Origin of the sequence: Winogradskyella sp. (genome assembly GCF_013042245.1) — a bacterium.
In the GTDB taxonomy this organism is placed as follows: domain Bacteria; phylum Bacteroidota; class Bacteroidia; order Flavobacteriales; family Flavobacteriaceae; genus Winogradskyella.
On the sequence record NZ_JABDQL010000080.1, the window covers coordinates 1 to 22481 of the forward strand.

The 22481-nt window shown below is 34.1% G+C and carries 26 protein-coding genes and 1 pseudogene; 10 read left to right on the forward strand and 17 right to left on the reverse strand.

Translation table 11 applies throughout. From position 1 onward, the window contains the following. Positions 1-82: 82 nt before the first annotated feature. The 4 genes and pseudogenes from HKP48_RS06635 to HKP48_RS06650 form a co-directional block, all read left to right on the forward strand. A pseudogene (locus HKP48_RS06635) lies at positions 83-577 on the forward strand (carboxymuconolactone decarboxylase family protein); the annotation flags it as partial. Positions 578-770: 193 nt separating this feature from the next. Further along, entirely contained in the window at positions 771-1283 is a 513-nt protein-coding gene (locus HKP48_RS06640; RefSeq protein ID WP_296344095.1) for an RNA polymerase sigma factor, read from the forward strand. Continuing rightward, on the forward strand, positions 1264-1689 hold the full coding sequence (locus HKP48_RS06645; RefSeq protein ID WP_296344098.1) for a hypothetical protein: 426 nt from the start codon (positions 1264-1266) through the stop codon (positions 1687-1689). Before HKP48_RS06640 ends, HKP48_RS06645 begins: the two co-directional genes overlap by 20 nt. 26 nt (positions 1690-1715) lie before the next feature. After that, entirely contained in the window at positions 1716-2189 is a 474-nt protein-coding gene (locus HKP48_RS06650) for a hypothetical protein (protein ID WP_296344100.1), read from the forward strand. A 45-nt stretch (positions 2190-2234) separates the two neighbouring features. On the opposite strand, the gene HKP48_RS12245 is transcribed toward HKP48_RS06650, so the two are convergent. From HKP48_RS12245 to HKP48_RS06670, 5 genes are all read right to left on the reverse strand, one after another. Further along, complete coding sequence (locus HKP48_RS12245; protein WP_363928601.1) at positions 2235-2405, reverse strand: hypothetical protein; 171 nt, start codon at positions 2403-2405, stop codon at positions 2235-2237. 177 nt (positions 2406-2582) lie between these two features. After that, on the reverse strand, positions 2583-2897 hold the full coding sequence (locus tag HKP48_RS12250; RefSeq protein WP_363928602.1) for a uracil-DNA glycosylase family protein: 315 nt from the start codon (positions 2895-2897) through the stop codon (positions 2583-2585). Next, entirely contained in the window at positions 2897-3568 is a 672-nt protein-coding gene (rsmI, locus tag HKP48_RS06660; protein ID WP_296344102.1) for a 16S rRNA (cytidine(1402)-2'-O)-methyltransferase, read from the reverse strand. Before rsmI ends, HKP48_RS12250 begins: the two co-directional genes overlap by 1 nt. Then, complete coding sequence (locus HKP48_RS06665) at positions 3569-3925, reverse strand: DoxX family protein (RefSeq protein ID WP_296344104.1); 357 nt, start codon at positions 3923-3925, stop codon at positions 3569-3571. A 4-nt stretch (positions 3926-3929) separates the two neighbouring features. Then, positions 3930-4688 carry a hypothetical protein gene (locus HKP48_RS06670; RefSeq protein ID WP_296344107.1) on the reverse strand — a complete coding sequence of 253 codons (759 nt, stop codon included), beginning with the start codon at positions 4686-4688 and terminating at the stop codon, positions 3930-3932. Between the two features lie 120 nt (positions 4689-4808). Here HKP48_RS06670 and HKP48_RS06675 point away from each other — a divergent pair, with 120 nt between their 5' ends. The 6 genes from HKP48_RS06675 (at position 4809) to HKP48_RS06700 (ending at position 11420) form a co-directional block, all read left to right on the forward strand. Beyond that, positions 4809-5456, forward strand: coding sequence for a thymidine kinase (locus tag HKP48_RS06675; RefSeq protein WP_296344109.1), 648 nt, complete (start codon positions 4809-4811; stop codon positions 5454-5456). Then, on the forward strand, positions 5449-6555 hold the full coding sequence (gene alr, locus HKP48_RS06680; protein ID WP_296344111.1) for an alanine racemase: 1107 nt from the start codon (positions 5449-5451) through the stop codon (positions 6553-6555). The genes HKP48_RS06675 and alr overlap by 8 nt, the downstream gene beginning before the upstream one ends. 88 nt (positions 6556-6643) lie before the next feature. After that, positions 6644-7051, forward strand: coding sequence for a large conductance mechanosensitive channel protein MscL (gene mscL / locus HKP48_RS06685; protein ID WP_296344113.1), 408 nt, complete (start codon positions 6644-6646; stop codon positions 7049-7051). Positions 7052-7194: 143 nt separating this feature from the next. After that, positions 7195-8184, forward strand: a complete 990-nt coding sequence (locus tag HKP48_RS06690; protein WP_296344115.1) for an aspartate-semialdehyde dehydrogenase — start codon at positions 7195-7197, stop codon at positions 8182-8184. A gap of 99 nt (positions 8185-8283) precedes the next feature. After that, positions 8284-10440 (forward strand): prolyl oligopeptidase family serine peptidase, encoded by a 2157-nt coding sequence (locus HKP48_RS06695; protein ID WP_296344117.1) that lies wholly within the window; start codon positions 8284-8286, stop codon positions 10438-10440. Between the two features lie 71 nt (positions 10441-10511). Then, positions 10512-11420 carry an ABC transporter ATP-binding protein gene (locus HKP48_RS06700; RefSeq protein WP_296344119.1) on the forward strand — a complete coding sequence of 303 codons (909 nt, stop codon included), beginning with the start codon at positions 10512-10514 and terminating at the stop codon, positions 11418-11420. Between the two features lie 895 nt (positions 11421-12315). Here HKP48_RS06700 and HKP48_RS06705 read toward each other — a convergent pair. The 12 genes from HKP48_RS06705 to HKP48_RS06760 form a co-directional block, all read right to left on the reverse strand. Further along, the gene (locus tag HKP48_RS06705; protein WP_296344121.1) at positions 12316-14568 is read right to left on the reverse strand and encodes an MMPL family transporter; all 2253 of its coding nucleotides are present in this window, start codon (positions 14566-14568) and stop codon (positions 12316-12318) included. A gap of 1 nt (position 14569) precedes the next feature. Then, the gene (locus HKP48_RS06710) at positions 14570-15133 is read right to left on the reverse strand and encodes a 4'-phosphopantetheinyl transferase superfamily protein (RefSeq protein WP_296344123.1); all 564 of its coding nucleotides are present in this window, start codon (positions 15131-15133) and stop codon (positions 14570-14572) included. Then, positions 15133-15384: a phosphopantetheine-binding protein gene (locus HKP48_RS06715; RefSeq protein ID WP_296344125.1), complete on the reverse strand. Its 252-nt coding sequence runs from the start codon at positions 15382-15384 to the stop codon at positions 15133-15135. Before HKP48_RS06715 ends, HKP48_RS06710 begins: the two co-directional genes overlap by 1 nt. Before the next feature lie 22 nt (positions 15385-15406). Further along, positions 15407-16681 (reverse strand): beta-ketoacyl-[acyl-carrier-protein] synthase family protein, encoded by a 1275-nt coding sequence (locus HKP48_RS06720; RefSeq protein ID WP_296344126.1) that lies wholly within the window; start codon positions 16679-16681, stop codon positions 15407-15409. A 38-nt stretch (positions 16682-16719) separates the two neighbouring features. Continuing rightward, on the reverse strand, positions 16720-17034 hold the full coding sequence (locus HKP48_RS06725; protein ID WP_296344141.1) for a GIY-YIG nuclease family protein: 315 nt from the start codon (positions 17032-17034) through the stop codon (positions 16720-16722). A gap of 92 nt (positions 17035-17126) precedes the next feature. Continuing rightward, complete coding sequence (locus HKP48_RS06730; RefSeq protein WP_296344128.1) at positions 17127-17561, reverse strand: hydroxymyristoyl-ACP dehydratase; 435 nt, start codon at positions 17559-17561, stop codon at positions 17127-17129. Beyond that, complete coding sequence (locus tag HKP48_RS06735; RefSeq protein ID WP_296344129.1) at positions 17562-17987, reverse strand: hypothetical protein; 426 nt, start codon at positions 17985-17987, stop codon at positions 17562-17564. Positions 17988-18033: 46 nt separating this feature from the next. Then, entirely contained in the window at positions 18034-18831 is a 798-nt protein-coding gene (locus HKP48_RS06740; protein ID WP_296344132.1) for an SDR family oxidoreductase, read from the reverse strand. Between the two features lie 56 nt (positions 18832-18887). Then, complete coding sequence (locus tag HKP48_RS06745) at positions 18888-19940, reverse strand: type III polyketide synthase (RefSeq protein WP_296344134.1); 1053 nt, start codon at positions 19938-19940, stop codon at positions 18888-18890. Next, positions 19941-20603 carry a methyltransferase domain-containing protein gene (locus tag HKP48_RS06750; protein WP_296344136.1) on the reverse strand — a complete coding sequence of 221 codons (663 nt, stop codon included), beginning with the start codon at positions 20601-20603 and terminating at the stop codon, positions 19941-19943. A 116-nt stretch (positions 20604-20719) separates the two neighbouring features. Continuing rightward, positions 20720-21850, reverse strand: coding sequence for an NAD(P)/FAD-dependent oxidoreductase (locus HKP48_RS06755; RefSeq protein ID WP_296344138.1), 1131 nt, complete (start codon positions 21848-21850; stop codon positions 20720-20722). Beyond that, on the reverse strand, positions 21847-22362 hold the full coding sequence (locus HKP48_RS06760; protein ID WP_296344139.1) for a YceI family protein: 516 nt from the start codon (positions 22360-22362) through the stop codon (positions 21847-21849). Before HKP48_RS06760 ends, HKP48_RS06755 begins: the two co-directional genes overlap by 4 nt. Positions 22363-22481: the final 119 nt, after the last annotated feature.

Below are 22481 nucleotides of genomic sequence, written 5' to 3' on the forward strand. Positions count from 1 at the left end.
AAATGATATAGTAAAACTGTAACATTATGACTTTTATGGATATATTTACTATTCTGTGACATCGAGTCACAAAATAGTAATAATTAACGAGGCAAGCCTCGAGGTATTAAACCTGAAAGCGAATAAAGCGGTTATGGCGAATGAGGGACGCGTAACTTCTGCCTTAAAACGAATGATTGCTTGGGTCAGTAGTAACGCTACTGGTTGCCGTTATTGTCAAGCGCATGCCATAAGAGCTGCAGAACGTTATGGCGCTGACCAAGAGCAATTAGATAACATTTGGGAATATAGAACTCATCCTGCGTTTTCTGAGGCCGAACGCGCAGCCTTGGACTTTTCTTTAGAAGCCTCAATGGTTCCAAATGCTGTAGATGCCGAAATTAAAGAACGTTTACATAATTATTGGGACGAAGGCGAAATTGTAGAAATGCTGGGTGTAATTTCATTATTTGGATACCTTAACCGTTGGAACGATTCTATGGGTACAACCATGGAAGAAGGTGCTATTGAAAGTGGAAACCAATACTTAGGAAAGCATGGTTTTGAGGTTGGGAAACATGATGGAAGTCGTTATTAGACCGCTTCGCTTTTAGAAAATAGACTTTAGACCGTCGCTTTGCGACTGTTAGATTAATTAGACTAAACCTTGCCAAAAATGGTGAGGTTTTTTGTTTAAAAACAGAAGCTTTAAGCGGTATCAATTTCACCGTTTTAAAAATAATTGCATTTCTCTGTTACACATTCTACAACAATAACGTTATTAAAGTAAGATGACCAAGTTAGAATTTAAGAATACTGTTTTTGTTTTATCTGAAAAGCTATTTCCAATGGTTTCAAGAATTTTAGGTGCTTACGAAAAACCCGAAGATGCTATACAGGAAATAATGATTAAGATTTGGCAGAAAAGAGACAAATTAAAAAATCATCCCAACATTAATGGTTTTATTTTTTTAACTGCTCGTAATTATTGTTTAGACCTTCTTAGGAAAAAGAACGTTGAACTTTACAACGATGCAAATCATCTAAAACTGATAAAATCTAAAGACGAAAACACTATAGAATGGTACGAACTCAACAAAATTATACTAGAAATTTTAAAAACGTTGCCCGAACAGCAACGCGACGTCTTCTTAATGAGAGACATCGATGGCTATGAGTTTACAGAAATTGCCTCGGCGTTAAATATCAAACAAACACATGCAAGAGTTTTAATTTCTAGAGCAAGAAAACAAATAGGCGATACACTTCTAAAAACATACGATTATGAAAAAGGAGCATATTAAAGATATTTTTGAAAAATACAAAAACGGAGAAACCTCTTTAAAGGATGAGCAGTTTTTATTTGAAAACGTTTCTGAATTAGATTCTTCATTAGCAAATTGGATAACTTCTAAAAAAGAAAATAAAAAAGAAATTCCTGAAAATTTTAATGAAAAACTATGGAAATCTTTTGAAAAGAAAACTCAACCCAAAAATAGGCTAGTAAAAAGAGTATTGCTTGTCGCTGCCTCGATAACTCTATTCTTTTCGTTGTACATCAAAAATCAGCAAGAAAGTACTCAAACTCTTTGGGAAAAAGAAGCCCTACTGATTGACGCTAAAAGCATGTTTCCAGAAACTGAACAAAACACCAATTTAGAAATAATTTTTGAAGACGAATTGATTACAGTATACACAAAAACGAAATAAAATATAAACCTTAAAAATAAAACAGCATGAAAAAATTAGCATTCGTATTAGCAGTAGCAATATTAAGTAGCTTCAATATTTCTGCACAAAAACAGAGCGAAAAAGAACTTTACGTAAAAGTTAAAGACGACAAAAAACCACTAATTATAGTCAATGGAAAAAAGTTTGACTTTTCAATGGATTTGATTGACCAAAGCAAAATAGAATCGGTTAACGTTTTAAAGGGCGATGAAGCCAAAGCATTATACAATACAAATAATGGTGTGATTTTAATTACAACTAAGGTTAATAACAAAATGGATGTCTCTCTAACGAAAGAGACATCGAAAAACTTCGAAAAACCAACTATAATTATCGATGGTAAAATAGCAGACCAGTCAGTATTACAAACAATTGACGTAAATAAAATTGAAAAAATGGAAGTTATAAAAGGAGAAAAAGCAATAAAAAAATATAACTCTCCTGGAGGTGTAATTATTTTAACTATTAAGAAGCAGTAAACTCTTTTCTTATTAAATCTAAACCTCGCAAGTGTGCGAGGTTTTTTACTTTAGAATAGTATTAATTTTTTTACGTAACTCCTGCACAATCAACTCCTCAAACCAAAGATTCTTAGCACGCCAAAACCGATTAGTAGGCGATGGGTGAAGAATTGGAAAACACTCCGATAGATAGTCTTCAAAACTAGACACCCTTTCTGTTAAAGTCCGTTTCATGTGTTTATATGTATTGTTTTTTTAAGGACACATGCTGTTCGCTATTAATCATTCCTTTGGGTGATAATATGTTTAGCATGCTCGTTTCATATTATCTTTTAAATAGTATTTCTGAGCATAGCCTCCTATTAAAATAGTTAGTTTTACGTTTTTTAAAGCGCTCAAAACGTTATCTTGCTAAAGTGGTGCACATTCTGGTCGTGGTGGTAAATCGCCCGTTGTTGCTTTTCCGGGATAACAAAATCCAATAGGTAAAATGGCAAAATTATCTGGATTGTAAAACTGTGCTTCGTTAACCCCAAGCCATTTGCATAATTTCCTACAACTTGGATCATCCCAAGCTTTAGTTTTCTGGTGAGCTATTTTACCTGGTGCTTGACTTAATAATATAATTTTAGACTGTGATAAAAAACTAACTATTGGGTTTGCTTCTAATGGTAAATGTGACTCACAAATACTGCACTGTCTGATATTGTAAAGTAAAGTTCCCATTACTTCTTCCCACCAACCACAATGACAATTTCTCCTTTAGGTGGCTTATTGGTATAATGTTCCAAAACCTCTTCAGCCGTTCCGCGAATCGTTTCTTCATAGAGTTTAGTCAATTCTCGTGACACTGAAACTTGTCGGTCTTCACCAAAAAATTCACAGAAATGTCCTAAAGTCTTTACTAACTTATGTGGGCTTTCATAAAAAATCATTGTTCGTGTTTCTTCAGCAAGTAATAGCAAACGTGTTTGACGTCCTTTTTTTACAGGTAAAAAGCCTTCAAATACAAATTTATCATTTGGTAAACCACTATTAACTAAAGCTGGTACAAAAGCTGTTGCTCCAGGTAAACATTCAACTTCAATATCATTTTCGACACAAGCTCTGGTCAATAAAAATCCTGGGTCAGAAATCGCTGGTGTTCCTGCATCGCTAATCACTGCGATTGATAATCCTGATTTTAATTTTTCTACCAAATGTGTTAACGTTTTATGCTCATTGTGCATATGATGGCTTTGCATCTGTGTCGTAATTTCAAAATGCTTTAAAAGTTTACCCGAAGTACGCGTGTCTTCAGCTAAAATTAAGTCGACTTCGTTTAATAACTCAACAGCTCTAAACGTCATGTCTTTTAAATTTCCTATTGGAGTTGGTACGAGATAGAGTTTTCCCATTTAATCTCTAATATATTTACCCAAAAAATAAGATGGAAAAATTGCTATTAAAGCAATCAAAGCAAATATTTCTTGTCCATCATTAGCATAATGATGTGCCATATAAGCTAAAACTAAATCAAAAAAGAAACCTGCATAAGCCCATTCCGTCAACCATCGACTTTTTCGCCATAAAATCATAATTACACCGAGGACTTTTAATACTGCAAGCGGAATTACATAATATGTTGGATAGTTAAAGCTTTCGAAAAGACCTTCAACCATTTCTGTATTTATAAAATACATTTGTGCAGAATACAGCATAATACCACAAAGTATAGCTGTCGCTAACCAGTAGATGATTTTTTTAATCAGCATATTTTTAATTAAATTTACCTTCTACGATTTCTAATAATCGTTCTTCGTACTCTTCTTTACCTTCCCAATTGTTGTAATCTGGTTTTACCAATTGCTCAATAAAATCTTGAGCCTCTTGCAAAGATGTCGCTGTATTTATTTGAGATATGACGCGGTCATAATCTTGACTTTTTCCACCAAATAAGTGCTTAATAAAGGCAATCTTATCGTTAAGACCTATTTGTAATCCTCCTGATTTTAATTTATCATTTAATGACTTTACCTTAGTTTCGGTTTCGCGTTTTTTAGCGTCTTCAATAGGTTCAAACTCTGGGATATTTGCAAAATCTTGAGTGATAGTTTCAAACTCAACTACCCTTGCTTGTTGTCCGTTAGAACTTCCTTTGGTAACATCTTCAACTTCATCGTCAGCTTCGTCTCCGTCTTGTGGCATAAACGCCACCATATCCTTGATTTTGTTCATAACAGGCTCCATAATACCATCATCTTCGCGCTCGTCCATGTTTACGTAGACTTTATTTTCTACCTCAATATTATCACTAATCGTATTATTAAAGGCAGCATCTAGCATTCCAAAGAATGAAGAATCGTTTCCAATCTTTGGAAGTTCTTCTTCGAAATTTTCTTGTGCAAATTTTAAAACGGTAAGTTTTTCGTAAAGTATCGCAACCTCTTCGTGCATACGATTTATATCTTCTTTCCCTGTAAGCTTTAGAATCCTATGTGCTATACTAACTAATTCTGATTCTAATTTCTTTTTCATTTGATTGAATTTTATGTTTTTATTTTGACGAGTAGCCAAAAATAACTTTTGATTTTTAATAAATTTGCGTCACCTTTATACAAACGAAAATCGGACACGATTTAGTGCTAAAATTACGAAATGTTTCTCGAAAATACGGTAAATCATAAAGAACAATTTGGTTGGATTGAAGTTATCTGCGGCTCGATGTTTTCTGGTAAAACAGAAGAATTAATCCGTAGATTGAAACGTGCTCAGTTTGCACGCCAGAAAGTTGAAATTTTTAAACCTGCTGTAGATATTCGTTATGACGATGAAAAAGTAATTTCGCATGATGCTAACGAAATTCGCTCAACACCTGTTCCTGCGGCAGCCAATATTCCTATTTTAGCAGATGGTTGCGATGTCGTTGGTATTGACGAAGCACAATTTTTCGATGATGAAATTGTCAGTGTTTGTAATGATTTAGCCAATAATGGTATTCGTGTCATCGTTGCAGGCTTGGATATGGATTTTAAGGGTAATCCGTTTGGACCAATGCCAAATCTTATGGCAACTGCTGAGTACGTAACTAAGGTGCATGCAGTATGTACCAAAACAGGAAACTTAGCACAATACAGTTACCGTAAAGCCGCAAGTGACGCTTTGGTTTTACTTGGCGAGGTTGACGAATACGAACCCTTAAGCAGAGCCGCGTATTACAAATCTATGCTGCGCGAAAAGGTACATCAAATGAAAGTGAAAGATGCCGAAGAGGTAGCTTCAAAAGATAAAAAATCAGATGTCTAAAGTCCAGGAAACTGTTTTAGAAATTGACCTCAATGCGTTAACGCACAACTTTGAATACTTAAAATCTAAACTAAATTCCAAAACCAAATTTTTAGCAGTAGTTAAGGCTTTTGCCTACGGAAGTGATTCTATTGAAATTGCCAAACATCTTCAAAATTTAAACGTTGATTACTTTGCCGTAGCTTACACTCATGAAGGTGTCGTGTTAAGAGATGCTGGTATAACTACGCCTATTTTAGTATTGCATCCTCAGGAAGTCAATTTTACAACCATTATTGAGCATTGTTTAGAACCAAGCTTATATAGCCCACGCATTCTAAACGCATTTATAAAAATTGCGAACGAAAAAAAACAGAAAAATTATCCCGTACACATAAAATTCAATACAGGTTTAAACCGATTAGGCTTCAAGCAAAGTGATATTGATTTTATTATCTCAAAACTAAAAAGCACGACTGCTATTATTGCTAAATCATTGTTTTCGCATTTGGCAGCGAGTGAGGATGAAAATGAAAAAGAATTCACTTTAAAGCAAATTAAAGATTTTAAAAAAATAGCTGATGATTTTGAAACAGAAATTGCCTACAAACCTTGGTTGCACCTTAGCAATACTTCTGGGGTTATCAATTATCCTGAAGCACATTTAGATATGGTGCGTTGTGGTATCGGTTTGTATGGTTTTGGAAATTCAGCAAAAGAAAACCAAAATTTAAAACCAATTGCCGCCCTAAAATCTGTGATTTCACAAATTCATCAAATTGAAAAAGGAGAAACCGTGGGTTATAATCGCGCTTACATTGCTGATAATTTTGAAAAAACAGCAACGATTCCAATAGGACACGCCGATGGTATTTCACGTCAATTTGGAAATGAAAAAGGCTTTATTTTTATCAATGGACAAAAAGCCCCAATCATAGGAAATGTTTGTATGGACATGATTATGGCTAACGTCACCAACATTGACTGTAAAGAAGGAGACGAAGTCGTAATTTTCGATGGGAAACATAAAGCTTCAAATTTAGCAGCGTCTTCAAATACTATTTCTTACGAGATTTTAACTGCAATTTCTAAACGCGTTAAAAGAGTTATTTTTAAATAACACCCTATTCAAATATCCAAAAAATTGTATTGTTATGTTAAAATTTTAACTAAATTGTGCCTAACTAACTGTTAAAAATTTTAAAATTATGCTTAAAGAATTTAAAGAATTTGCCATGAAAGGCAATTTGGTTGACATTGCTATTGGTTTTGTGATGGGTGCTGCTTTCAAAGAAGTAGTTACAGCGTTTACAGGAGGAATTGTTTCTCCATTAATTGGACTAATTTTCGATTCAGACTTTAAAGCACTCAAATACAAATTAAAGGATGGAACTTTAAACGATGCAGGTGAAATGGTAGGTGAAGTATTTTTAGAATATGGTACGTTTTTAACAAACGTTATTGACTTTATTATTGTAGCTTTTGTAATGTTCTTGGTTGTAAAAGGCATAAACAAAATGAAGAAAAAAGAAGAGCCTGCTCCAGAAGCTCCAGCAGGACCAACTCAAGAAGAACTTTTAGCAGACATTAAAGAGCTTCTTAAAAATCAGAAATAAGATTTAGCTAACCGCTACATTACATATTTTAACCAAACCCCGATTTAACAATCGGGGTCTTTTTTGTGCTAATTTTTAATATTAGTTTTCGGGCAATTAAGAATACTTTACTTTTGTTTTCTGTTTAATTTAAATCATTATACATGAAAATAGCTATAGTCGGTGCTACTGGTCTTGTGGGTAGCGTAATGCTTAAGGTTTTAGAGGAACGTAATTTTCCAATGGACAAATTATTATTAGTAGCCTCAGAGCGCTCTGTGGGAAAGGAAATTTACTATAAAAATAAACCCATAACAGTTATTGGTTTGGCAGATGCCGTAAATCAAAAACCTGATATTGCGCTGTTTTCTGCAGGTGGAAGCACATCTTTAGAATGGGCACCCAAATTTGCTGAAGCTGGCACTACGGTAATTGATAATTCATCGGCTTGGCGTATGGATTTAGACAAAAAACTAGTCGTTCCAGAAATTAACGCTAAGCAACTAACAAAAGCGGATAAAATTATTGCCAATCCAAATTGCTCTACCATACAAATGGTTATGGCTTTGGCACCACTTCACGAGAAATACAAAATAAAACGTGTTATCGTATCTACATATCAATCTGTTTCTGGTACTGGTGTAAAAGCCGTAGAACAGTTAGAAAATGAAATCGCTGGTATTAAAGGCGAAATGGCGTATCCCTATCCTATTGCCAAAAATGCCATTCCACATTGTGATGTTTTTGAAGAAACAGGTTATACAAAGGAAGAAATGAAACTGGTGCGAGAAACTCAAAAAATCTTAGACGATAATACTATTGCGGTTACTGCAACGGCAGTTCGTATTCCAACAGCTGGCGGACATAGCGAATCTGTAAATGTTGAGTTTGAGAATGATTTCAGTTTAACTGATATTCGAAAACTTTTAAGTGAAACTGAAGGTGTTGTTGTTCAAGACAATACAGATGTCAATACCTACCCAATGCCAATGTATGCTAACGGAAAGGATGATGTTTTTGTTGGACGTATTCGTCGAGACCTATCACAACCCAACGCTTTAAATATGTGGATTGTTAGTGATAATCTCAGAAAAGGAGCTGCGACTAATACCGTACAAATAGCCGAATATCTGGTAGCTAATAACTTGGTTTAAAATTTTTTAAGACTATAAAAAAATCTTAAAAAAGCATCTTTCGTTTATTGCAAGGTGCTTTTTTGATTAATTTTAGTACAATCAAAACATTATAAACCCATGAAACAAATAGCCTATTTGTTGTTAGCATTAGTCTTTTTTATGTCTTGTAAAAACGAAAGTGAATCAAAAAAGGTGATTAAAGTTCTATACCCTGAAACAGCAAAAATAGACCATACAGACACCTATTTTGGCGAAGACATCAAAGACCCTTATCGTTGGCTCGAAGATGACCGAAGTGCAGAAACTGAAGCTTGGGTAAAAACCCAAAATGCAACAACAGGAAGTTTTTTAGACAGTATTCCTTATCGTGAAGAACTAAAGGAGCGTCTATCTCAGTTATGGAACTATGAAAAAGTGGGTGCGCCTTTCAAAGAAGGCAACTATACTTATTTTAGAAAAAACAATGGCTTGCAAAACCAATTTGTTTATTATCGCTATAAAAATGACACTGACCCAAGTACAGCCGAAGTGTTTTTAGACCCTAATACATTTAAAGAAGATGGTACGATTTCACTTGGAGGAATGAGTTTTTCTAAAAATGGAAAAATATTAGCTTACTCAATTTCTGAAGGCGGAAGCGATTGGCGTAAAATTTTGGTCATGAATACCGAAACTAAAGAAATTGTTGAAGACACCTTAGTTGACATAAAGTTTAGCGGAATGTCTTGGTATAAAAATGATGGCTTTTACTATTCTAGCTACGACAAACCTGAAGGAAGTGAATTGTCTGCAAAAACAGACCAACATAAAGTTTACTATCATAAAATAGGAACGCCTCAATCTGAGGATGAACTCATTTATGGTGGAACTCCTGAGCAAAAACACCGATATATTTACGGTGGCGTCACAGAAGATAACCGTTATTTGGTTATAACGCCGAGTGTGTCTACATCAGGAAACAAACTACTAATTAAGGATTTAACTAAGCCAGATTCCGACTTTATTACGATTTTAGACCACGCCGATACTGACTCAAATATTATTGAAAATGTAGGTTCTAAGCTCTACATTATGACCAACTGGAAAGCGCCTAACCAACGTATTGTTACTGTAGATGCTTCTGACCCAGCTCCTGAAAATTGGGTGGATTTTATCTCTGAAACTGAAAATGTTTTAAGCCCTTCAACTGGTGGTGGTTATTTCTTTGCAACTTATATGGTAGATGCTGTTTCTAAAGTAATGCAGTATGATTATAACGGTAAATTAGTAAGAGAAGTAAAATTACCCGGGGTAGGTTCTGCAGGTGGTTTTAGCGCTAAAAAAGAAGATAAAGAATTATATTATTCGTTTACAAACTACGTAACACCAGGAAGTATTTACAAGTACGATATTAAAAATGGTAATTCAGAATTATATCGTAAACCAGATATCGACTTTAATCCTGACGCCTATGAGAGTAATCAAGTGTTTTATACATCGAAAGATGGGACCAAAGTGCCAATGATAATTACACATAAAAAAGGCTTAGAACTTAACGGAAAAAATCCAACAATTCTTTATGGCTATGGTGGTTTTAATATTAGTCTTAGACCAAGTTTTAGCATTACAAATGTGGTGTGGATGGAGCAAGGTGGAATTTACGCAGTACCAAACCTTCGTGGCGGTGGCGAATACGGAAAAGCATGGCATGACGCTGGTACCAAAATGCAAAAGCAAAATGTTTTTGATGATTTTATTGCTGCTGCAGAATACCTGATAAAAAACAATTATACCTCATCAGATTATCTTGCCATTCGCGGTGGCTCTAATGGAGGCTTATTAGTTGGTGCAACAATGACCCAACGTCCAGATTTAATGAAAGTAGCATTGCCAGCAGTTGGCGTTTTAGATATGCTACGTTATCACACATTTACAGCTGGTGCGGGTTGGGCTTATGATTACGGTACTGCTGAAGACAGTAAAGAGATGTTTTATTATCTCAAAGGCTATTCACCAGTGCATAATGTAAAAGAAGGTGTGGAATATCCTGCGACAATGGTAACTACTGGTGACCACGATGACCGTGTCGTGCCTGCGCACAGTTTTAAGTTTGCAGCAGAATTGCAAGCTAAACAAAGTGGTGATAATCCGACACTAATCCGTATTGAAACTGATGCTGGTCACGGCGCAGGAACTCCTGTAAGTAAAACTATTGAGCAATACGCCGATATTTATGGATTCACATTATTTAATATGGGCTTTGAAAACTTGCCAAATCAAGATTTTAAGGACTGAGTCTAAAACTTAAAATATAATTTAGGCCTCACAAGTTGAAGAAACCTGTAGGGTCTTCTTATTTTTGCACTATGCTTCAGGTTAATAATATTAGTTTCGGCTATAGTAAAACGTCTGTCTTAGAAGATATTTCTTTTCAACTAAAATCAGGTGAAAACTTGGCTATTATAGGTGGAAGTGGTTCAGGAAAGAGCACCTTACTTAAACTTATTTATGGCGAATATGATTTACCTCATGGAGAAATCTTTTGGAAAGACACCCAAATCTTAGGCCCAAAACACAACTTGGTTATTGGCTATGATTTTATGAAGTATGTAACTCAAGAGTTTGACTTGATGCCTTTTATCACAGTTGAAGAAAATATCGGTAAACATTTGTCACGTTTTTATCCTGAAGAAAAACAAAAACGAACCAACGAACTCATAAAAGTTGTAGAACTTAAAGCCTTTGCAAAAACAAAAGTTAAAAATCTCAGCGGCGGTCAAAAACAGCGTGTGGCTTTAGCCAAAGCTTTAGCTAAACAACCTGAAATTTTATTATTAGACGAGCCTTTTAGCCACATTGATAATTTTAAAAAACAATCGCTTCGTAGAAGTTTCTTTAAATATTTAAAAGAAAACAACATTGCTTGTGTTGTTGCGACGCATGATAAAAATGATGTACTTGGATTTGCTGATACGATGCTCGTGCTTCATCAAAAAAAAATAATCACTAAAAACACACCTCAGCAACTTTATAAAAACCCTAAACTACCTTTAGTTGCTTCTTTCTTTGGGGAATTTAATGTTATTAATGGTACGATTTATTATGCGCACCAACTTCAAATTGTTAAAAATTCTGACTTAAAAGGCACTGTGAAAGCTTGTTATTTTAATGGGAATAGTTGGTTGGTTGAAGTTGAGTATAATTCAGTAAAAGTCTTTATTCGACATGAAAAGCATATTAAGAAAGATGAAGTCGTTTTTATTGACCTCATCTAATGCAAACAAATCGGATACTAACACAAAACGAGCTCAACTATAGTAACCTTAAAAATATCTGGAAACAACTATTTTGGCTGTTTAAAGGCTATCAAAAACACAAGCTTAACCCAATTTTTACAGTGGAAAAGGATATTACAAGCGTATTTACGAATCTCACAGTAGTAAATCTGGCACCTATTATGATACCATAAATGGGATAAAAGTAAAAATACCTTGGTACTGGCGCAACTATATAAAAAAACAAAAGTCTATTGTTAATTATCAATATATCGTTAGAGACGGAGCTGTCGCTGTAAATGAATTACCGATTTACGTCATTAATGTAAACAATACTTTAACCCTTGATTACGAGTTAAATCATGGACTAGAAAAAGTAAATTCTATTACATTATTAAATGTGCTTAGCCTATGTACTCTAGCTCTTTTTATTTTAATGGTCAGTTTAGGAAATAGCTTTAGCAACGCTTTAAAATTTCTCAAGCCTTAAAAAGCCTTTCAGAAAGTACAGATTCAACTATTGTAAATAACGCCATTGAAAACGTTTATAAAACACAAATTGAAGAGTACAATCAGCGCTTAAAGCAAACTAAAAAAATTGAAGAAATTCTTGAAGAATTAAAACCAAAATCATATATCCTTAGTGTTACTGAAAACACCTTCAATGCTCCGAAAGAACGCTTATACTCTATATTGAAAAGCGCTTAATTTCATTAAAAGCGCAAGAAAAACGAAAATCGGATATTCTAAGCGGATTTGCTTAGGTATGTGTTTTTGGTGGTTCTGTATTAGTTTCAATCTTTAGTTTATTTCGAATAATTAAAAACTCAAGATTAAAATTACGTTTAGTTAAAGAACAACACAACGCTAATGATTTAGCACGTTTAAACTAAACTTACTTATCAAACGTCTTCAATAACGCAGGTAAGTAAAAGATATCCGTAATCAAAGCAATAGCAACAGTTGTTGCACAAAGCAATCCAAAATCTCTAACCGAAGGTGTTGCGCTACTTGCGATAATCAAAAAGCCGCCAACCAGAGCAATTGTTGTACTGAACAACGCACCACCAGTATAATTAATCGCATTATCCATACGTTGTTTTGGCGTACCTATAATGGTGTTACTTCGTCTGTATTTATAGACTAAATGAATCGTATCGTCCATAGCAATACCCAACATAATTGGTGTAATCATGGCAGTTGTTACATCGAGCGGAATATCCAAAACACTCATTAATATTGCCAAAATTGTTAGTGGTAATAAATTAGGGATTAAGACTAAAATTGTGGTTCGTAAGTTTTTTATGAAAATTAATAAACATAAAAATGCTACAAAAAATGCTGCAAAAAATGATTTGAATTGCGTTTCTAAAATAAAGTTATTCAACTGTGCAAAAACAACAGCAAAACCGTTAATTTTTAGCTTATATTCATTAGTGTCAAAAGAAGATTCGAAGGCTAATTTTACATCGTCTAAAACTTGATTAAGCTGAGATGTTCTGCCTTCCATAAGCGTCAACGTAAATCCAGCTGTGGTTAAGTCTTCAGAAAACAATTTAAAGAAGCTATTGTCCTTTGCGTCAACTTCAGAAAGTGTAGATTTTAATCTGTCTTCAGATACGTTAGATTGAAATAAAACTGGTGTGCGTTTTTCTAAAAACTGCTTAATATTTACAACCGAAACTGGGTTTGAAATTAATGGGTTTGATTCTAACTTTTTCTGAAAATCTTCTAAGCTTTTTAATGCATCTTGTTTTAGAATAACACTTCCGTCAGCTGTAGTGATATTTATCTGCAATCGATTACTTCCACCAAGTTCAGTCTCAACAGTTCTCAGGTCTTGTTTTGCTTTTCCCTCGGCTAAAAGGTCACGTGAATTTGTATCAATCTTAACCTGAAAAATGGAATAAACCCCAATTAATAAAACAATTGTAAATCCAATAATTATTGAGTTTTTATAATCCGAAGTCACACGGTTTAACCAATCTATAAATGCTGTTTGATTCCAACGCTTTAAACTTAATAAGGGTTTTGCTTTTTCGAAGTTTAGGTTCATATAACTGAACCCAATAATCGTAATGACATACACCAAAATAAAACTAAACAATAATCCAATACACGTAAAAACACCCATGTTTTTAAACGCTGGCAATGGTGATAAGTACAGCGCAAAGTAACCAACAAAAGTGGTTAAGGTTGTATAAAAACAAGGCGTTAAACTTTTTCTTATGGCAACCGCTAATAATTCAACTTTAATTAATTCTTTGTTTGCCAATCCTTCTTTATGATAAATATTTATAATATGCACAGCATCACTAACGCTATAAACCATAAGTATTGTTGGTATGAGCATTGATATCATATTCAACGCAAAGCCTAGTGATGTAATTAACCCAAAAAGTAAGCTTATGGGTATCGCAACAGATAATAATGAGATAATTAAATACCGTTTGCTAGGTAGCAAAAACAAGAGCATTATAGTGATAACTAACACCGTTAAGACACCAAAAATTAAACTCTCTTTATATATGCCTTTGCTGTATGCTTCGTTTAAAACTGGAGGTCCTGTTAAGTAGTAGTTCTTGTAGTTAGATTCTATAATAGCACGCATTTCTGCGGCAATATCCTGGCGTTTTTTCTCGACTGTTGGCGTTGGATTAAGCTGAATATAAAAGAACTGATTTTTATAGTCTTCCGTAACTAGCTGAGATGTGATGTTTGGTAATTTTGAAAATAGGGTTTTTAGTCCTTTTTCACTTCGTTTAGGATTGTATAAATCATCAAAATTGATGGTGTTATTGGCATAAATCGGATATTTAGCTTTTGCCAAGCTAAAAGACGTTTGCACATACGGTAAAGCTTCAATTTTTTTATGCAACTCTTTTAGAGCCGATACTTCGGTTTCGCCAATAGCATTTTCGACAGGTAGCATAATAATGAAAATCTCATCCGAACCAAAACTTTCTTGAAAATCTATATACGCTTTATAACTTGGGTCATCTTCCAAAAACCAAATGCTTAATGAGTTGTCAACGCTCAATTTGTTTAGCGTGTTGTAACCTGAAAAACCCATAGCTATTGCCAAAACAACTATAATTGCTATTCTGAATTTGATAATAGACGCTATGACTTTTCTTAATCGTTCCATTTTATGCTATTACAAAAGCACCATAATTTCCATGGTGTGTTAAGCTTACATATAATTTATTGGTATTGAATTCTACTATTGGAATACCGTAATTATCTTTTTTTAGAGTGAGTTTATCTTTTTCAATTCCAAAATTCTCTAAAATTGAATTCGTTAATTTTTCTTTTAAAAATAGGCTCGAAGATTTTATGTTTCTAGATTTCAGTTGAATGACTTCAGATTTTAATTTTGAAGGCTTTAATGATGCTTCAGACATTATGAAGTCTGACGTAATTTTGGTTTCAACATAACACTTAAAATTTTTAAAATTTACAACACTACCCTTTTCTTTAATTTCACATTCAAATCTTTTTGGGTTATAAAAACGACTTGGATTAATCTGAGTGTATAGCTTATAAGCCGCTTCTTTCATGCTCCATAATCTCCAAACCATTATAAATGGATTGTCAGACCTATGAATAATTTGTTGTTCTTTCGACGTAAATAATTTATCTAAAAAACGTGGGCGTTGCCAGTTAGACTCTTTTTTAGCCTTCGCGATATCCACAATATCGTTACCAACCATTATGCACTTAGCTTAGTGTTTACGATTTCCATAGCAGATTTTACATCTAGCATTTTCTCCATGTCTTCATTTTCTAATCGTATATCAAATTCATCTTCGATATCGAGAATAATATCTACCAAGTTTGCTGAATTTATCTTTAAATCTGAAACAAAATCAGTGTCTTCAGAAAGGTTTTTGAAGGCTTCTTCATCTTGAATATATGGCGCTACAATAGTTTTTAATTTAGCAATTAAATCGTCGTTAGTCATAGTTTATTTTTCTTAGGCAAAGTTACGCTATATATCGCTTAAATAAAACACAAGCGTTAACATCTCCAAAGCCAAAACTTGCCTTAGCAATAACATCAAAATTCAACTCTTTTTTTTGTGTCGGAATCTGTTCTCTATTGACCAATGCTTCTATTTCAGGATGCAAATCCTCGCAATTAATGTTAGGCGCAACAAACTGTTCTTTAAGTTGTATAACGCTCGCCAAACATTCTATGGCACCAGCTGCTGCCAAACAATGCCCAACCATTGATTTTGTGGAATTCATATATGGGAAATCTTCGCCTTCTCGCTTTAATGCTTTAGTCCAATTTTCAACTTCTAAAGCGTCTTTTGATGTTGCCGTCAAATGCCCATTTATAACATCTATTTCATCTGCATGTAAATCAGAATTTTCAATTGCTTTTGTAATACATCGCTGGACAGCTTCAGCATTTGGCGCCGTTAAAGTGCCACCTTGACGTTGACCTCCTGAATTGACTTCACCGCCTAAAACCTCAGCGTAGATTTTTACACCACGTTCTATAGCACTTTCTAGAGATTCTAAAACTAAAGCGCCTGCACCACTTCCAGGTACAAACCCTGAAGCGGTTGCGCTCATAGGTCTTGAGCTAGATTCAGGATTATTATTGTGTTTATAGGTCATGACACGCATGGCGTCAAAGCCACCCCAAACATATGGTCCGTGGTCACTACAACTGCCTACTAACATGCGTTTGGCTTTTCCATTTTGGATGCGCTCAAAACCCATAAGTAACGCTTCTGTTCCTGTTGTACAAGCCGAAGAATTTGTAGTCACTTGGTTGCCTAAACCCAACATACCGCTTAAATACGCACTTACACCACTTGCCATAGTTTGTAAAACCACTGTGCTTCCTAAGCGTCTTACGTTGCCTTCATCGAGTTTATAAATGGCTTCACGAAATTTCTCAACGCCAGACGTTCCTGTACCAAAAATAAGACCGGTGTCATAATCTAAATCGCTTTCAGAATCCATGTTAAAACCTGCATCTTTCCATGCATCAATCCCAGAAATACATCCATATAAAATACCTGAGCTGTTAAAACCTCTAAGTTGTAAATCGGTGAAATATTCTGATTTAATGGCGTCTGTAATATTAGGTACGCCTCCTATTTGACAAGAGAAGTTTAAGTCTGCTAACTCTTGATGGAATGTAATTCCAGATTTGCCTGATTTTAGAGCCTTTGTAAACTCAGAAATACCAACTCCATTTGGAGCAACAATACCTAATCCTGTTATGACAACTCTATTTTTCATGCTTAAAATTATACAAAAGACAATTAATAGTTAGATTGTCAGTCTGAGCTTGTCGAAGACTCATTATTTTTAATTCTATTTCCATATTCTTTATAGTTTTTAGAAAATTCAATTAAATCTTCACAATTTTCATCAATTAATGCTTTCTTTTTTCGTTTTGACCAACCTTTTATTTGTTTTTCTACTTTTATAACTTCAGATGGGTTTGTACTTTGTAACTGCCAAACCAATCTTACTGGCAATCGTTTTGAGGTATAGCTAAATTTATTACTTCCTGATTTATGTTGGTTCATTCGTCTTTCTAAATCATTAGTCACACCTGTATAATAAGTGTTATCTGAATAAAGTAAAATATAGACGTAAAAAAATTCATGTTAGTTAATGCGCTTCGACAAGCTCAGCGTGACATATCATTTTTATTTGTGATTCTATAAAATTTTAAAAATCATACCTTCATCATTCCTGAAATTATTCCTCTTGCGACCAGCTCTCCTTTTGTGTTTAACATCTTCACTTTGCACTTTAGTTTATTAAACCGAAACACTTCTTTTTCTGATATAACAGTGACTTTTTCGCCTGGTAAAACTGGCAAATAAAAATCTACTTGATTTGAGGTTAACGCTATCTGAGGGTTATCGCTCTCTAACTCATCTTTCAATAAATATATCCCTAAACACACCAAACCGATTTGCGCCATACATTCGGTAAGTATTACACCAGGCGTCATTGGATTATTTTTAAAATGACCTTCATAAAACGATTCGTCTTTTTTGAATGTATAATGCCCTGTTATACTTTCATCTGAAATCGCATCGATGCCATCTACAAATAGAAATGGTTTTTCGTAAGGTAAAAGTGATATGATTTGTTCTGAATTCAATTATTTTCTGATTCCTTTTAGTCTTAAAACTTTGTCAAAGAGTTCATCATCTGTCTCCAAAAAGAAAAGTGCACAACTCAAAAAATCTTGTTTAGATTTCTCAAGATATCTCAACGCTTCTTTTTCGTTAGATGGAAATGGATTAAAATCCTTTCCTTTTCTTTTAATAATTTTATATAGTCTATTTACTGAGATATGGTAATCATCAAAAGAGTTGGTTTCATTACAAAGACTATTTCCGATTGTAAATTCATAATAATTTCCGTCTCTAATACTTTTTTCGCTTAGCATCAATATGCGTTTATCATGTTTCTCAAAAACCAATTTTGAATAAGACTCAGTAAATTCTTTAATAGCGAGTTCAAATTCATACTTCTTAAATAACGGTTCAAAAATTTCGATAACTAATTCAACAAATCTCTTCATTGAAATGTTTTTCTTAGTTTTAAAATTAAATATTCCCATAATACTGTTAACATAAATGTTCTCCTCCATCCACAGGAATGACAGTTCCTGTAATCCAAGCGGCTTCATCTTTACTTAATAGATAGACAGCATTTGCCACATCTTCTGGTAAGGTTAGGCGTTTATTTGGGTTTCTAATCAAGCTATGCTCTATAATTTTTTCGCTACCAGGAATCATTCGTAACGAGCTTGTATCTGTCACACCTGCTTGTATACAATTGGCTTTCATTCCAAATGGTGCAAACTCTAGAGCGATGTTTCTTGTAATAGCTTCGAGTGTGACTTTTGCCGCTGAAACTGCGGCGTAATTTTGCCATGCTTTACTGTTGCCTTCACTTGTGAAACTTATAATTCTCGCATCTTCTGCGAAAAGTTCAGCTTCAAAAAGTGTTTTTGCCCAATCGTATAAGCTAATGCCCATAGCGTTAATAGTTAATGCAAAATCATCATTTCTTAAAACTGGTGTGTCTTCAGAGACCATCGGTTTTAAATTTCCTTTTGCGACGCTGTGCACTAGTGTTCTTATTTTATGTTCTGTTCCAAATTCTGTTTTTAATAAATCTATAACCGCTTCTCGTTTTTCAGGTTTAAAAGCATCTGTGTTAAATGACTTAAAAGCAACACCTTCTTGTTTTATCGTTTCAAATTCAGCATGTATTTCGTCTTCTTGCATACGAGAATTACGATGCACGATACAAATATTCATTCCATGTTTTGCTAATTTTTTTGCAGTAGCTAAACCTAATCCACTGCTGCCGCCGAGGATTAATGCCCAATACTTTTTATCTTGAAATTCTTTATTCATTTATCTTTTAATTTATGAGATACTGAAACAAGTTCAGCATGACAAAATAAATTTTGTCACCATTCTAATAAAATACGTTGTGCAGAAAAGCCTGGCCCAAAACTAAGCATAACACCTTTATCACCTTTTGGTAAATCTCTATCCATAAAACGTTCCAAAACATATAAAACTGTAGCACTACTCATGTTTCCGTATAATCGTAAAACCTCTTTAGTGTCATCTATATTTTTACCTAACTCACCAAACAAGTCTTCAACCGTTTGTACAATTTTTTTCCCGCCAGGATGAAATACCAAATGGTCAATATCTTCGATGGTTAAATCGTTCTTTTCTAAAAAAGGATGAATAATCTTCGGGAAATGGTCTGCAATGGTTTGCGGTACGCTTTGGTCTAAGACCATTTGTAAACCTGTATTTCTTAGCTTAAAACCCATCATGTGATTAGCGTCATAAAAATGATACATGGCTTCATCTTTTATCTCTGGACCAACTTCATCTTCATATGAAGATAAAATAACACTCGCGCAGCCATCGCCAAAAATTGCGGCACTAACGATATTTACCATCGAGTAATCTTCTAGCTGAAATGTAGCCGTTGGTGACTCTACGGCAATAACAGCTGCTCGTTTATTGGGGTTTGCTTTGAGAAAATTCTTTGCATATATAATACCCGAAACACCAGCAGCACAACCCATTTCGGTTACAGGTAAGCGTACAATGTCTTGTTTCATCTTTAGGCTATTAATCAAATACGCATCTAAAGACGGAATCATAATACCTGTACAACTTACTGTAATAATATAATCAATATCTGTTGGTTTTAAACTTGCTTTATCCAATGCTTTTACCAAGCTCTTTTCTGCTAGTTTAATACTTTCACGCGTGTAGATATCATTCTTTTCTTCAAATGAGCTATTAAGAAAAACTTCTTCAGCATCCATTATAGAATACCGTTTATCTACCGCTGCGTTTTCAAAAATCTTTAAAACTTTACGCTTAAAACGATCTTCTTGCCCTTCGAGCCAAAGCTCTACAAAAGGCAAAATATCCTTGGTTTCTCTTGTATATTGTGGCAATTGCTTTGCAACTGATGTAATTTTTACAGTCATTTATTTTTTAATTAACCATTGGTAGCGGAATGCCCATTTCCAGTGGATTTCTGATTTTAGGTTAAGGTTTTTTGATAGATTTTCTAAGTCTTCTCTTTTAAATGCTCTAAGAATAGAAGTTAACCCGTCATCAATAATCATCTGATTAGAAATGACCAAGCTTAGTAATTTAAAAAGTCCATACGCTATTTCACTTCTGTGTAAGTCGTTAATGACTAATCCTAATTTTGCTTTGGATGCTAATTGTTTCAATAGTACTTCTAATTCATTTGTTTTAAAATGGTGCAAAAACAATGTTGCTAATGCAATATCATAATCCATCTTCTGAAAATCTTCAGAGAAAATATCCTTGTTCTCAAACACCAATTCAGGATAATTGGTTGATAACTCTGTGGCATAATCTATGGCATCTTGATTGGCGTCAATGCCGATGAGCTTAAATTTATAACCTTGTTTTCGTCCAAAATCTGCAATTAAGCGAAGTATGTCACCGTGACCGCAACCTAAGTCAATAATTGTGTATGTTTTGTCTTTAGGTTTTCCTTTTAAAAGTCGTTTTATACCACTTAAAGTCACTCGATTTCCGCCAAGCCATTTATTGATGTTTCCTAACTTATCTAAGGTATCGCGAAGCAACTCGCCTTTCATGGAAAAATCATCCATGATTTCGGTTTTATTACTTCGATATATGGTGTCTATAAACATTTTTGCTTTTCGATACTATTTTATTCGTACCTCATAAAATCACTCGAAGTGACGTTTTTGTTTTTAAATGCCCATTATGGGCTCATGGGCTTGCCATGTGTCATTTTAATAATTTTCGGAACTAAAAATGGAAAAACTCTAAGCACTGTCAAGAGCTTTGGCGCCAACCAATCTTGTCGAAACAAATAGGCAATAATATGGCCAGCTTTTAACCTTAAACTAAATGTGTTTCGCCATTGCTTCTTATAACGTTCTTCTAGAATTTGACGCGTTTCAATTTTTCCTTCAAGGTAATCAATTATAAGCTGCGATGCTAATTGCGAACTTCGTATAGCCATACCCATTCCGTTTCCGCATAGTGGATGAATCATGCCTGCAGTGTCACCGCACATAATCATATGGTTTTCGATTGGGTCTTTGGTCTCAAATGAAATCTGACTTATTGTTAGTGGCTTATCAAACTCAGCTTTAGTGTTTTGGAAAATGATTTTTAATTCTGAATTGTTAAACATGACGTCGCGTTGAAACGTTTCGATGTCTTTATGTTTTTTAAAAGCTTCATAATTGGTAATGTAACAAAGATTGATATGGTCATTCTCCACTTTTGAAACACCGCAATAACCACCTTTAAAGTTGTGAAGCGCTACTTTTTCTTCAGGAAAATCTCCTGAAACATGAATTTTAACGCCCAAATAAGGCGACTTTTTTTGAATGAATTCTCGGTTAAAAGTGACATCCAAACTGGAACGCTTACCAAAAGCCCCGATTGTAATTTTGGATTGAAAATTTCCGTTTGATTTTGTTTCAACTTGGAAAATATCATCCTTAAAAACAACATCTAAAACAGTATCTTGAAGTACTTCAACGCAATTTTTTAAAGCTAATCGATACAATTGAAAATCTAGTTCGTAGCGACTCATTCCAAAACCACCTAATGGGAGTTTTGCTAAAATTTTCTTGTTGTTATGTGTGGTTAATTCGAATTCTGAAATCCGTTTTGCGCCAAACTCAAAAGGGTTAAACCCTAAAAATGCGAGATATGGTAATACCTCATTAGACACGTATTCACCACAGACTTTATGTTTTGGGTAACTGTTTTTTTCAATTAACAAAACACTGAAATTCTGCTTTGACAAATGAATGGCACTTGTTAGTCCAGCTAAACCTCCACCAATAATAATGACATCAAAGTTAGTCTTACTCATCTGATTTTTTCAACATGTACTACGGCTATCTTCACGGTTTTGCCCATCACAAAACTACCTCCACCTATTTTAAAATCTTTTCGATTAATTTCAAAGTTAGATTTTATTTTTCTCTGAGTTTCTGTGATTTCAACTTTTAACGGAATCGTAAATTGCTTTGCCTTTCCTTTAATTCTTAAGTTGACTTTAGCTGAATATTCGTTATTTGGGTCTTTAAACAATTCTGCAACATCTAAGGTAATTAATGGATATTTTGATGTATGAAAATAGTCTTCTTGTAACAGATGCTCGTCGCGGCTATCAATACCTGTTTCGATAGAACTTACTTTTATCTCACTACTAAAATCCTCAAGATTATTAGAGTCGTCAAATTTTGTAGTGACTGTAAATGTTTTAAAAAATCCATCGACGTTGATTCCTAAATTACGAATTTCGAAATTTATGCTTGACTTCTGAGCAAAGCCCAAGGCAAACACTATTGTAAAAAGCGAAGAAACTAATAGTTGTTTCATACGAATAAATTATGTTTAAAGTTCATGTTTTCAACATTTTAGATTAAACTGCTAAGAATCCCTTTTAGGTAAAATTTTCATACACATGCTTTAATGCAATACTCTTTTGTACTTAACAG